Annotated in this window: 11 protein-coding genes and 5 tRNA genes; 10 read left to right on the forward strand and 6 right to left on the reverse strand. The window is 64.7% G+C overall.

Annotated features, from left to right (window positions below; genetic code table 11):
* The first annotated feature begins 9 nt into the window (after positions 1 to 9).
* The 6 genes from ACW5W4_RS08975 to ACW5W4_RS09000 all read left to right on the forward strand — a co-directional run bounded on the left by ACW5W4_RS08975 (position 10) and on the right by ACW5W4_RS09000 (position 1746).
* Positions 10 to 1053: a DUF3080 family protein gene (locus tag ACW5W4_RS08975; protein ID WP_456689148.1), complete on the forward strand. Its 1044-nt coding sequence runs from the start codon at positions 10 to 12 to the stop codon at positions 1051 to 1053.
* Positions 1054 to 1294: 241 nt separating this feature from the next.
* Positions 1295 to 1371 (forward strand) — tRNA-Val (locus ACW5W4_RS08980).
* A gap of 16 nt (positions 1372 to 1387) precedes the next feature.
* Positions 1388 to 1464, forward strand: a tRNA-Val gene (locus ACW5W4_RS08985).
* A 16-nt stretch (positions 1465 to 1480) separates the two neighbouring features.
* Positions 1481 to 1557 (forward strand) — tRNA-Val (locus ACW5W4_RS08990).
* Between the two features lie 21 nt (positions 1558 to 1578).
* A tRNA-Val gene (locus tag ACW5W4_RS08995) sits at positions 1579 to 1655 on the forward strand.
* Between the two features lie 14 nt (positions 1656 to 1669).
* Positions 1670 to 1746 (forward strand) — tRNA-Val (locus tag ACW5W4_RS09000).
* A 410-nt stretch (positions 1747 to 2156) separates the two neighbouring features.
* Here ACW5W4_RS09000 and ACW5W4_RS09005 read toward each other — a convergent pair.
* The 3 genes from ACW5W4_RS09005 to ACW5W4_RS09015 form a co-directional block, all read right to left on the reverse strand.
* Positions 2157 to 3059 carry a nuclease-related domain-containing protein gene (locus tag ACW5W4_RS09005; RefSeq protein ID WP_456689149.1) on the reverse strand — a complete coding sequence of 301 codons (903 nt, stop codon included), beginning with the start codon at positions 3057 to 3059 and terminating at the stop codon, positions 2157 to 2159.
* A gap of 83 nt (positions 3060 to 3142) precedes the next feature.
* Positions 3143 to 3919 (reverse strand): DUF429 domain-containing protein, encoded by a 777-nt coding sequence (locus ACW5W4_RS09010; RefSeq protein WP_456689150.1) that lies wholly within the window; start codon positions 3917 to 3919, stop codon positions 3143 to 3145.
* Between the two features lie 108 nt (positions 3920 to 4027).
* Positions 4028 to 4591: a VC2662 family protein gene (locus tag ACW5W4_RS09015; RefSeq protein ID WP_456689151.1), complete on the reverse strand. Its 564-nt coding sequence runs from the start codon at positions 4589 to 4591 to the stop codon at positions 4028 to 4030.
* A gap of 299 nt (positions 4592 to 4890) precedes the next feature.
* On the opposite strand from ACW5W4_RS09015, the gene ACW5W4_RS09020 reads away from it, so the two are divergent.
* The 4 genes from ACW5W4_RS09020 (at position 4891) to ybcJ (ending at position 7925) form a co-directional block, all read left to right on the forward strand.
* Positions 4891 to 5241: a phasin family protein gene (locus ACW5W4_RS09020; protein ID WP_456689152.1), complete on the forward strand. Its 351-nt coding sequence runs from the start codon at positions 4891 to 4893 to the stop codon at positions 5239 to 5241.
* A gap of 92 nt (positions 5242 to 5333) precedes the next feature.
* Positions 5334 to 7118, forward strand: coding sequence for a class I poly(R)-hydroxyalkanoic acid synthase (locus ACW5W4_RS09025; RefSeq protein ID WP_456689153.1), 1785 nt, complete (start codon positions 5334 to 5336; stop codon positions 7116 to 7118).
* Entirely contained in the window at positions 7115 to 7519 is a 405-nt protein-coding gene (locus tag ACW5W4_RS09030; RefSeq protein WP_456689154.1) for a MaoC family dehydratase, read from the forward strand. The genes ACW5W4_RS09025 and ACW5W4_RS09030 overlap by 4 nt, the downstream gene beginning before the upstream one ends.
* A 172-nt stretch (positions 7520 to 7691) precedes the next feature.
* On the forward strand, positions 7692 to 7925 hold the full coding sequence (ybcJ, locus tag ACW5W4_RS09035; RefSeq protein ID WP_010674882.1) for a ribosome-associated protein YbcJ: 234 nt from the start codon (positions 7692 to 7694) through the stop codon (positions 7923 to 7925).
* A 129-nt stretch (positions 7926 to 8054) separates the two neighbouring features.
* Here ybcJ and ACW5W4_RS09040 read toward each other — a convergent pair whose 3' ends face one another.
* The 3 genes from ACW5W4_RS09040 to ACW5W4_RS09050 all read right to left on the reverse strand — a co-directional run bounded on the left by ACW5W4_RS09040 (position 8055) and on the right by ACW5W4_RS09050 (position 12463).
* Positions 8055 to 8528 carry a DUF4442 domain-containing protein gene (locus ACW5W4_RS09040; protein WP_456689155.1) on the reverse strand — a complete coding sequence of 158 codons (474 nt, stop codon included), beginning with the start codon at positions 8526 to 8528 and terminating at the stop codon, positions 8055 to 8057.
* Positions 8529 to 8812: 284 nt separating this feature from the next.
* Positions 8813 to 10564, reverse strand: coding sequence for an ABC transporter transmembrane domain-containing protein (locus ACW5W4_RS09045; protein ID WP_456689156.1), 1752 nt, complete (start codon positions 10562 to 10564; stop codon positions 8813 to 8815).
* Positions 10565 to 10726: 162 nt separating this feature from the next.
* A complete protein-coding gene (locus ACW5W4_RS09050) occupies positions 10727 to 12463 on the reverse strand; it encodes an ABC transporter transmembrane domain-containing protein (RefSeq protein ID WP_456689157.1) in 1737 nt (578 codons plus the stop codon).
* Positions 12464 to 12576: the final 113 nt, after the last annotated feature.

Consider the following 12576-nt stretch of genomic DNA (forward strand, 5'->3'; position numbering starts at 1 on the left):
AGAGCGCGGATGGCAGACAGAGGGGCTGCCCTGGCCATGGTGCTGGCGACCACCCTGCTCGCCGGCTGCGAGCCCGGGCCCCAGTCGCAGTTTGATACCTATCAGACCCGGGTGGGGGCCCCGCGGGGGGGCCCCCCCCCCCCCCCCGCCGCCGTGCCCGTCACCCCCATCCCCTTCCCGCCCCAGCGGGACCTGCAACTGGCGATCCCGGACCTGCGGGTCGGTCTGCTCGACATGCTGACCCTCAACCGCTGCGGCCTCGGCGCCCTGGTGGCCAAGCGCAACAGCCCCCTGGGCCGCAGCGCCGACCACTTCAGCCGCCTCGATTACGAGTGGCAGCTGATCCAGCGGCTCGATGCCTGCCACAGCGAAGACCCGCAGACCCGACTCTGGCTCGCGGATCTTGCCCGGCAAAAGCGCGCCGTGCTCAGGGCCAGGTTCTGGAATGCCCTGGTGAGCAGCCAGGAGCTGCGCCGCGCCCTCTCCCCCCGCCCGGCGCCCCTGGCGCCTGATGCCAGCCTGGTCGAGACCCGGCAGGCCCTGCTCACCCTGCTGCAGTGGCGAGACGGGGTGCTGGCGGCCGAGGCGCCGCGGTCGAGCAAGGCGCTGCCATCCCTGCCGCCCCTGACCCCGGCCCTGGAGAGCCTCTACCGGGATCGGGGGCTGGCGCGCCTGCTCTACTCCCTCGAGCTCGCCACGGCCCGCCTCAATCAGAGCGCGCAACAGATAGAACAAGCCAGCCTGGATGACGCCTGCCCGGCCACAGACCCGAACCGGGTGGCGCGGCTGCGCGGCGCCCTTGGCCACTACTATGGCGGGGCGATCCAGCCCTGGCTCACCGGGCTGGATCGCCAGTTTCGCGCCACCGCCCCCCTGCTTGAGCGCCTGTTGACCCCATTGACCCCCCAACCCGCCCTCTCCCCCTGGCGCCAGCGCTATGGTCTGGGCCTGCAGAGCCAGGCCTGGCTGGCATTTCGCGCCGCCAGCCTGCGCCACGCCCATGGCTGGCAGCGGATCCTGGCCGCCTGCGCCGCCCGCCAGTCAGCCCCCTGACGGCCAGGGTCACAGAGCAGCTTTTGAGCCGTCACGCCTGCAAAATCAACAGGCTGCGCAAGAACTGGGCAAACAGTCTCCTTTGTGCATGTCCCTTGTTGACAGCCTTGGGGGCCATGGGTAGTATGCCGACCACGTCAGCAGTGCTGGCGTGGTGAAGTGGGTTTGTCGCTCGGTTGGTCAGAGCATGACCTTGGCATGGTGAAGATTGTGTCGTCGGTTCGAATTCAATTCATCGAGTGGGTTTATAGCTCAGTTGGTTAGAGCACTACCTTGACATGGTAGGGGTCGTTGGTTCGAATCCAATTAAACCCACCACTTTCTGATATGCGATGCGTCCTTAGCTCAGCTGGTTAGAGCACCACCTTGACATGGTGGGGGTCGGTGGTTCGAATCCACTAGGACGCACCATCAGCACACAGTTTTCGCGTCCTTAGCTCAGCTGGTTAGAGCACCACCTTGACATGGTGGGGGTCGGTGGTTCGAATCCACTAGGACGCACCATATTGCTGCGACAGCAGCCGTGGGTTTATAGCTCAGTTGGTTAGAGCACTACCTTGACATGGTAGGGGTCGTTGGTTCGAATCCAATTAAACCCACCACATTTTGAAAAGATGCGTCCTTAGCTCAGCTGGTTAGAGCACCACCTTGACATGGTGGGGGTCGGTGGTTCGAATCCACTAGGACGCACCATCTTCTTCCGGATCCCGCCTCGTGCGGGATTTTTGTTTTGCACTCCCCTCTTCCGATCCCCTTGGCTTGCCACAGCGACGCCCTTGATACCCCGTGATGGTCGCAACATCACGCACCTCACCGCTGCCAAGCGGACGCTCTCGTCCTAGCGGTCTGTGGCGCCGCTAGCTGCCCCGTGCGTCACGCCTGGCTTGCCAGTGCGCCGTTTCACCGCGGCCACCGGGTGTGGCATTGTTGTTGGCCATTCTTGTTTGATGGCATATCTACATGGTTTTGACCCTGTGCTGATGAACCAAGACCCGGGCAAACCGCTGACTAAGGCGCATGTCGAGGCAGCGAATGAGCCACGGGTGGTGAAGAGCGCGCCCTGCTCACGGAAAATGACCGACCCCCGGCGGCTGAATTGAGGGCTAAAGCGGGCCTTGCATGCTGCGTTGGGCGATCTGATAGCTGAGCGCATTGATCTGCTCTTGCGAGAACTGCAAGACGCCCAGCCTCGGCAAGGTGGTGGCCAACTGCTTGTGATTGATGACAGGAAAGGGCGGCTGGGATTGCAGCTTGATGTACCAGCCAGGGAATACCAGCACAGGAGTAACTGGAATGGCCGCACCGACCGCCTTGCTCAGCCATTGATGCACCCAGCAGGCTTGGCGCTCGGCCTGGATCAGTGGCTCGGTTTCATACCAGGATGGAAACTGCAATCGCCCATCCCGAAACACTATTTCGTGATTCTTGCCACGCTGTCTGGCATCCCTCAGCCACTTGTGGCGCCCCTTGGTTTCGATGGCGAATACACCGTTGGCGCCCACCACCAGATGGTCAATATTGAAGCCTTCGCCCTGGATGTCATGAAAGACCTGGTAACCCTGCCCCTGCAAACGCAGCAACTCGGCGGCGGTTGCCAGTTCGGCGACATAACCGAGCCGATAGCGATTCAGCTGCTGCAAATTTTTCCAGGCTTTCAGACAACAGCTGAGCAGACAAAGCAAGATCGCCAGCAGGATAAAATAAGGGGGCGTCTCTCTGGTCAACAACGCCTTGGCCCCCACACCGGCAAACGGCGCCGTGGTGATCAACACCGCCAGCAGCAGATAGCCGATCACATCCATCTGTCGATCTGATATCTGCAGCTGCAAGCCATAGCCCGGCAGCCGTAACAGGGCATCTCGATCGATGGGGAGCTTGACCGTCCGATCTCGGCGCTTCAACCAGAGCCAGAGAGTGGCGACAATGCCCCCCATCCCCAATAGCGGTAACACCAGGATCCAGACCCCATCGATAATTCCCTCCAGCAACCCCTGTATCACTGTCATGATGCCATCCTGCAGATCGTTTGAGTCTATCCAGCTTAGCCAGAAATCCTCAGCCAGTAGCAAGGGGCGGTCGGGTTAGCCGGTCAGGGCGCGAAGTGGTAGATCCAGCCCTCGTCCCGGGGGAAGTCGGCCGGAGGGGCCTGCAGGGGAGGCAGGGCGCCGACCGCCCCGTCGGCGGCATATTGCAGCGCCATCAGGGCGCACAGGGCGGCATCGTAGGGATCCGTGCCCGGTTGCAGATCGGCAGGCAGCAGGGCCCCGATGGCGGGGCGGGCGCTCGTTCCCCTGCCCCCCTGCTTGGCGAGGGCCGGATAGACCTCCAGCAAGGCCCGTGCGGCGGCCGGGGCCTGCTGGGGCACCCGCACCAGAGGGGCCAGGGCCGCCCCCATCACCAGCGCCAGGCTGGCGTTGTTGCCGAGCCTGTCGAAGCTCGCCGAGAGCGGCTTCTTGCCATAACGCCCATGGAGCCAGCGTTCGCAGTCGCGATAGGCGTAGGGGTTGTCTATCTCCCGCTCGGGCACGGGCACCGCCTCCCCCTGCCCCGCCAGCAGGGCGCAGAAGGCGCGGGGAAAGGCGAGAGGCGCATCGATGCCGATGGCGAGGCGAGGATGCGCCAGCAGGGCGTCGCAGCGCCCCTTCTCCTTGAGCAGGGGCATCAGCAGGGCGTAACGATCCGGCGCCGCCCGCGAGCTCAGTCGAAACAGGGGCGAGACCCCGAGCCAGTGTACCCCCTGCTCCCCCCGGCGCCAGGCCACCAGCGCCACCGCCTGGGCATTGCCCTGCCAGCCCCGCACGTCCCAGCCGATGCCGATGGCATCCCACTCCCCCCAGGCAGATCCTGCCCCCTTGTCGTGACGCATGTTCGCCTCTTTCTGCTCACCCGGCCGGCGCCGGGTGATTTGCCAAATGGATCGAGGACACAGGGTAAAGCAAGGGGGCGCCCTCCATAAAGGGCTGGCGGCCCTGGGTCAGAAGGATTTCTTGAAGTTGATGAGGGGCAGTATGGGGAAGATGCCGTTCTCGGCGTAGTTGGCCAGGCCTATCTGCAGGCCATCCAGGTGCTTGGTGGCATTGATGAAGCCCAGCTGGAAGGTGGTGCGCTCGGCATAGTTGACGAAGCCGACGTTGGCCAGGGCATTGCCCCGGGCGATGTTGACCGCCCCCCAGTTGAGCCCCTGTACGTTGTTGGTCAGGTTGACGAAACCCAGGTTCACCCCCCTGTCCTGGCCGTCGTGCCAGTTGACGGCGTTGATGGCAACCCCTTGGAACTGGTCACGCACCCGGCCCGCGCCAAAGAAGATCCCCAGCTGCAGGCCGGTGAAGCTGTTGACGTCCGACAGGGCGAACACCGGCAGATCTATCCCCTTGACCGAGGCGGTACGCCCGTAGAGCAGGGAGGCGCGCGCCCCCTCCACCTGCTGGGAGGCGGGCAGGTTGACCCCGGGCAGGGAGATCTGGACAGGGGTGCTGGCGTGGGCGGCACCGGCCAGGGCCAGCGCGCTGCAACCGAGCAGCAGGGCGAGAGGTTTCATCGGGGGACTCCTTGAACGGTCTGTGAGGATCCAGCCTACCAGTGCGCGGATCGGGAGACGAGGGCACCCAGAGTCCGGTGCGTCACCTACCGTCCCTCTCGGCCCTCCGGCCTCTTCCCCGGCGGAAAAATTCAAACAGAAATTAACATTTATGTCATTTACACCAAACCGCATTTGGTTGCAGAATGCTCAAACGCGCGTTTGAACATTGCCGATGACACGCGTACAGGGATGACTAGCGGTACCCGACAAAGAGCCCAGGCTCGCAACCACACAGTTCCGCCAACATGGAGACGCATATGAACATGGATATCCTCAAGAGCTTTACCGAGCAGATGCAAGGCTTCGCCGCCCCCCTCACCCGCTACAACCAGCTGCTGGCCAGCAATATCGAGCAGCTGACCCGGTTGCAGCTGGCCTCCGCCAACGCTTACGCCGAACTGGGCCTCAACCAGTTGCAGGCCGTCGGCAAGGTGCAGGATGCCCAGAGCCTGGCGGCCCTCGGCACTGTGCAGCTGGAGAGCGCCAGCCAGCTCTCCCGCCAGATGCTGGACGACATCCAGCAACTCAGCGCCCTCGGCCAGCAGTTCAAGGAAGAGCTGGACACCCTGGCCGCAGAGGCCGTCAAGAAGAGCACGGGCAAGGCCTGATCACCCCTGGCTGCCCGCTCGGGCAGCCACATCTCCCCACGACTCGACGGAGCGGGCGAACGTCCGCCCCGGGTGTGGGTGAAGGAGAACACATGAGCCAACCATCTTACGGCCCGCTGTTCGAGGCCCTGGCCCACTACAACGACAAGCTGCTGGCCATGGCCAAGGCCCAAACCGAGCGCACCGCCCAGGCGCTGCTGCAGACCAATCTGGACGATCTGGGCCAGGTGCTGGAGCAAGGCAGCCAGCAACCCTGGCAACTGATCCAGTCTCAGATGAACTGGTGGCAGGATCAGCTCAAGCTGATGCAGCACACCCTGCTCAAGAGCGCAGGCCAGCCGAGCGAACCCGTGATAGTCCCGGAGCGCGGCGATCGCCGCTTCAAGGCCGAGGCCTGGAACGAGCAACCCATCTATGACTACCTCAAGCAGTCCTATCTGCTCACCGCGCGGCACCTGCTGGCCTCGGTGGATGCCCTGGACGGCGTCCCCCAGAAGAGTCGGGAGCGGCTGCGTTTCTTTACCCGCCAGTACGTCAACGCCATGGCCCCCAGCAACTTCCTGGCCACCAACCCTGAGCTGCTCAAGCTGACCCTGGAGTCCGATGGCCAGAACCTGGTGCGGGGGCTGGCGCTGCTGGCCGAGGATCTGGAGCGCAGCGCCGATCAGCTCAACATCCGCCTGACCGACGAGTCCGCCTTCGAGCTCGGCCGGGATCTGGCGACCACCCCGGGCCGGGTGGTGCAGCGCACCGAGCTCTTTGAGCTCATCCAGTACAGCCCGAGCACGGAGACGGTGGCCAAGACACCGGTACTGATCGTGCCCCCCTTCATCAACAAGTACTACATCATGGACATGCGGCCCCAGAACTCCCTGGTGGCCTGGCTGGTCGCCCAGGGCCAGACGGTGTTCATGATCTCCTGGCGCAACCCTGGGGTAGAGCAGGCCGACATCGATCTCGACGACTACGTGGTGGACGGCGTCATCGCCGCCCTGGACGGCGTGGAGGCGGCCACCGGCGAGCGGGAGGTGCACGGCATCGGCTACTGCATCGGCGGCACCGCATTGTCACTCGCCATGGGCTGGCTGGCGGCGCGGCGCCAGAAGCAGCGGCTGCGCAGCGCCACCCTGTTCACCACCCTGCTGGACTTCTCCCAGCCCGGGGAGCTTGGCATCTTCATCCACGAGCCCATCATAGCGGCGCTCGAGGCGCAAAATGAGGCCAAGGGCATCATGGACGGGCGCCAGCTGGCGGTCTCCTTCAGCCTGCTGCGGGAGAACAGCCTCTACTGGAACTACTACATCGACAGCTACCTCAAGGGCCAGAGCCCGGTGGCCTTCGATCTGCTGCACTGGAACAGCGACAGCACCAATGTGGCGGGCAAGACCCACAACAGCCTGCTGCGCCGCCTCTACCTGGAGAACCAGCTGGTGAAGGGGGAGCTCAAGATCCGCCACACCCGCATCGATCTGGCCAAGGTGAAGACCCCTGTGCTGCTGGTGTCGGCGGTGGACGATCATATCGCCCTCTGGCAGGGCACCTGGCAGGGCATGACGCTGTTTGGCGGCGAGCGGCGCTTCCTGCTGGCGGAATCGGGCCACATCGCCGGCATCATCAACCCGCCGGGGGCCAACAAGTACGGCTTCTGGCAAAACGGGGCCGCGGCCGAGAGCCCGGAGAGCTGGCTGGCGGGGGCGACCCACCAGAGCGGCTCCTGGTGGCCCGAGATGATGGGCTTTATCCAGAGCCGTGACGAGGGGGCTGAACCTGTCCCCGCGCGGGTCCCGGAGCAGGGGCTGGCCCCCGCCCCCGGCCACTACGTCAAGGCGCGGCTCAATCCGGTGTTTGCCCGCGCCACAGAGGAGGAACCGGCATGAGCATGCAGTCTCTGGAAATGGGCCAGAAGGCCCGTCTGACCAAGCGGTTCGGCGCGGCGGAGGTCGAGGCGTTCGCCGCCCTCTCGGAGGACTTCAACCCCCTGCACCTGGATCCGGCCTTCGCCGCCACCACGGCGTTCGAGCGCCCCATCGTCCACGGCATGTTGCTGGCCAGCCTGTTTTCCGGGCTGCTGGGGCAACAGTTGCCCGGGAAAGGGAGCATCTACCTGGGCCAGAGCCTCAGCTTCAAGCTGCCGGTGTTCGTCGGGGACGAGGTGACGGCGGAGGTGGAGGTGATTGCCCTGCGAGATGACAAACCCATCGCCACCCTGGCCACCCGCATCTTCACCCAAGGCGGCGCCCTCGCCGTGACGGGGGAGGCGGTGGTCAAGCTGCCCTGAGGGAAGGAGGCGCACAATCACAATCAGCCCGGCCCCTGCCGGGCTGATGTTTTCCCCGCTCCTCTCGCCCCTTTTTCGGAGCAATTGGGCCCAGGCCCTTTCCCTGCCCCGGCTAACTGCCTAAAATGGCCGCCCTGCCGTGTAGGCATTCATCCAGCTAGAGGATTTCCCCATGGAGACGTTTCTGCTCGAAGGTCACCCCTTCGTTGCCTTGTGTGACCTGATCAAGCATCAGGGTTGGGCCGATTGTGGCGGCGCCGCCAAGGCGCTGGTCGCCGAGGGTCTGGTGGAGGTGGACGGTCAGGTCGAGACCCGCAAACGCTGCAAGATAGTGGCCGAGCAGGTGGTCAACTTCAACGGCATGAAGGTGGTGGTGAAGGAAGGCGTCAGCCCCGAGATTCTCTGATCCCGCGGTCTGCCCCCGCAAACGCTACCCAGCACAGTCGCCGGGCAGGTGGTCCAGGGCATCAAGGCCGTAGTGAAGGAAGGGTTCATGGCCGAGATCCACCGATCCCGGCCAACCCGCTGTGACGGGTCAGCTGGCCTTGATCGACAGGGTCAGCACGAAGCGCGCCATGGCCTCATCGCCGTTGAGCGACGGGCAGGTGGCCACCACCTGGATGGGGCGGTTGATACGCTGCCCGCTCGCCAGGGACTCGTCGATCATGGCGTCGATAAGCTCCCCGGCCTCGCAATCGAACTGCACGTCCCCCTCGGGGCGCTTCAAAAACTCCCCCTGCACATCCTTGAAGGCAAAATGCACCTTCTTGCGCCGCGCCCGCCCCTTCTCCATCACCAGCAGGCCCCCCACCAGATCGGCGCCGGTGGCCAGCGCCCCGAAGTACATGCTGCCCAGGTGGTTGCGGGTGCGCCAGCCGAGGGGAATGCGGATGCGCAGCGCCTTGGCATTCATCTGCTCGATGACGGGGGCGCAGAAGCCGATGACGGGGATATAGCGCCAGGCGAAGAGGCGCAGGCCGAGGTTGGCCTTGAGACGTTGCAGGTCCATTGCTCACTGATCCGATGAGTTGATGTAACCAGCATGTTGCCAGCGTGTACTTTCAGATACAAGGCGTGATGTCGCCCTTTTACCCAGGAGCTCACCCCCCTTCATCCTGCCTCCTTGCACCCCGCCCCTGGCCATCCCCCGACCCGCCGGGCGTCCACGCCCATGACGCCGGCTAGCCCAGTGGCAGCCCAAGCTGGAGGCGCGCAGCAAGGCCACGGCCTGACGGCGCATCCTCCATAACGAAAACAGTCGGCCCAGGCCGACTGTTTTGTTATCTGGCAGGCTCAGGCCCGCTTCTCCTCCAACCAGGCCCCCTGGCTCTGCATCTCGAACAGCTGGGCGTAGTGGCCCTGCCGGGCCATCAGGTCCTGATGAGAACCCCGCTCGATCACCTGGCCGCGCGAAAGCAGCAGGATCTCGTCCGCATCGACGATGGTGGAGAGGCGGTGGGCGATGGCGATGGTGGTGCGGCCGCGGCGCGCCGCCGCGAGCGCCTGGGAGAGGGCCAGCTCGGTCTGGGAGTCCACGCTCGCGGTCGCCTCGTCCAGGATGAGGATGCGGGGATCCCCCACCAAGGCGCGGGCAAAGGAGAGCAGCTGGCGCTGACCAGCGGAGAGGTTCTTGCCCCCCTCCTCCATCAGAGTAGCCAGGCCATCGGGCAGGGAGCGCACAAACTGGGCCAGCTGCACCTCCTCCAGGGCCTGCCAGAGCCGGGCGTCCATGATGCCCTCGCGCCCCAGGCGCAAGTTGTCCGCCAGGGTCCCGACGAAGATGAAGGGATCCTGCTGCACCAGGCCGATGCTGCGGCGCACCGCACTCAGGGAGAGGGTCGAGAGGGGGTGCTCATCGAATCGTATCTCGCCGCCATCGATGGGATAGAACCCCATCAGCAGGCTGATGATGGTGGACTTGCCGCTGCCGGTGTGGCCCACCAGGGCCAGCATCTGGCCGGGGGCCACCTCAAAGCTCACCCCTTGCAGCACCGGCTGCTCCCCGTCGTAGGAGAAGTTCACCCCCTGAAAGCTGACCCGGCCGGCCGGCAGGGCGCTGGCGCCCCGGGTGCTCTCGCGCGCCTCGTCTTGCAGGGTGAACACCCGCTCCCCCGCCACCATGGCCTGCTGCAACTGGTTGAGCTGGTTGGTCATCTCGATGAGGGGCTCTATCATGCGCCCCAGGTAGCTGATGAAGGCGTAGAGCACCCCCACCTGGATGGCGCCCCCCGTGCTCAGCCCCTCGTGGGCAAACAGGGCCAGCAGGCCGATGAGCACCATCATGTAGAAGAGATCGATGAGGGGGCGCAGCAGTATGCCGTTGATCTTGAGGCTCTTGAGCCGCGCACCCCAGTGCTGCTGGTTCACCTCGGCGAAGGCGTTGGCGAAGCGCACCTCCTGCACCATGGCCTGGATGACAGGCATCCCCTGCAGGGACTCGTTGAGCCGGCTGTTGATGTCCGAGAGCAGGCTGCGGGTCTCCCGCACCACGGGCACGCTCAACTTCTGGTAGAGCCACATCACGGCGCCCACCGCCGGGATCAGGGCAGCGCACACCAGCATCAGTCGCACATCCAGCAGCGCCATGGAGATGAGGATGCCGCACAAGAGCACCAGCTTTTGCACCAGGAGCCCTATCACCTGGACATAGAGGTTCATGATCGCCTCGGTGTCGTTGGTGATGCGGGAGATGAGGGATCCCGAGCGATGCTGGTCGAAATAGCGGGCGGGCAGCCGGATGGCGGTGGCAAACACCTGCTCGCGCAGGCGCTGCACCACCCCCTGGGCGATGCGGTTGAAGCGCAGGGATTGCAGGTAAAAACCGGCGGCAGAGAGTACCTGCAGCCCCAGATAACCCGCCGCCAGGGCGGCAATCACCGGCCAGTCCAGGTGGCGCGGCGCCAGATAGTCATCGATGAACAGCTTGATGAGCAAGGGCCCGGCCACCTCGGCCCCTGTGGCCAGCAGCAGGCAGACCCCGGCCTGCACCAGCCAGACCGGGTAGTCGGCACAATAGACCAGCAATCGTTTGATAGTCGGGTTCACAGGATTACCTCACTGCCTGTATCACTGAGAGACAAGGCGCGCAGCAGGCCACCCCATAACCGTTTGATAGTCGGGTTCACAGGCTCTCCTCCATGTCTTGTTCCAGCCGCTGGCCCTGTGGCTCGGGGACACAAAGGATGCAACACCTCTTCATCACTGGGCTCACAGGCTCTCCTCCACGTCTTGCTCGAGTCGCTGGTAGCGCACCATGTCCGCATACCAGCCCTGGTGGGCCATCAAGGTCTGATGACTACCCCGCTCCGCGATCCGCCCCTGGGCCAGCACCAGGATCTCGTCCGCCTGCTCTACCGCCGTCATGCGGTGGCTCACCAGGATCAGGGTCCGTCTGTGCCCCTTGAGCGCCTGCAGTATCTGCTGCTCGGTGTGGGCATCCACGGCGGAGAGGGCATCGTCGAGCACCAGTATGGGGGCACCCAGCAGCAGGGCCCGGGCGATGGCGAGCCGCTGTTTCTGACCGCCGGAGAGGGTCACCCCCTTCTCCCCCACCTCGGTCTGGTAGCCCTTGGCAAAGCGCACTATGTCGTCGTGGACGCAGGCGATGCGCGCCACCCGCTCTATCTCCTGCTGACTCGCCTCTGGGCAGCCCAGGGCGATGTTGGCGGCGATGGTGGTGGAAAACAGAAACGGCTCCTGGGGCACGTAGGCGAACTGGCGCCTGAGATCCCCGAGGGCCAGGATCTCGATGGCCTGCTCCCCCATCCAGATGCGCCCCGTCCCCGGATTGGCCAGGCGCATCAGCAGCTTGAGCAGGCTGCTCTTGCCGGCGCCGGTGCGCCCCACTATGCCGAGCATGGCCCCCTGGGACAGGGTGAAGTCGATGTCCGCCAGCAGGGTGCGCCCCTGCTGGCCATAACCCAGCCCCTGCACCCGCAGCGGCAAGGGGGTGACGAAGGGGGCGGGACGCTCGGGCTCGCGGATCTCGCCGTGCTCGCCGAGCAGGTGCTCGATGCGCGAATAGGCGGCGCTGCCCCGCTCTATGATGTTGAACAACCAGGCGATGGCAAACATGGGCCAGATCAGCTGACCCAGATACATGGTGAAGCTGGTGAGCTGCCCCAGGGTCAGCTCATCTTTGAGCACCAGGGCGCTGCCGCCGGCCACCGCCAGGAAGTAGGAGCAGCCGATGCACAGATAGATGACGGGATCGAACTTGGCATCGATGCGCGCCACCGCCATGTTGCGCTCCCCCGCCTCCCGGGTCAGGGCGGCAAAGCCCTGATCTTCGAGGGACTCCACCGCATAGGACTTGAGCACCCGCACCCCGGAGAGGGCCTCCTGGGTCTTGTTGTTGAGGCGGGAGAAGGCCCCCTGAGCCGCCTTGAACGCCTTGTAGATCTGTTTGCCGAAGCGGTTCATGAAGTAGGCCATCACCGGCAGGGGCAGCAGGGAGAGCAGGGTCAGCTGCCAGGAGTACTGGCTGCACATGATGGTGAGCACCAGAGCCCCCACCATGATGGAGTCCACCAGGGTCAGTACCCCTTCCCCCGCCGTCATCTCCACCGCCTGGATGTCGTTGGTGGCGTGGGCCATCAGATCCCCGGTGCGATGGCGCTGGTAAAAGTCCGGGCTCATGCGGGTGAAGTGGGTGAACAGCCGGTTGCGCAGCACATAGGCGAGCCGGTAGGAGGCGCCAAACAGCATGACCCGCCAGACGTAGCGCAGCAGATAGATGGTGATGCCAAGAGCGAGCAGGCCGAGCAGATAGGTGGTCAGGCTGGCCTGATCGAGCCGGCCGCTGCCGATGCCATCGACCACCCAGCCCACGACTTTGGGCGGAATGGCCGTCAGCACGGCCACCACCGCCAGCAGGGAGATGGCGATGAGATAGCGCCGCCACTGCTCCTTGAAAAACCAACCCAGACGAAGAAATACGCTCACACAGGATCCTTGATGATGAAGGCGATGCCACAGGCAAGGGCCCGCGCAGCGGGCAGAAAGAGTGCCCGAACGGGCATGGTCACAGCGCCAGCATGATAGCGCGAAGTGGTGAC

The sequence above is a fragment of the Aeromonas crassostreae genome (assembly GCF_054052445.1).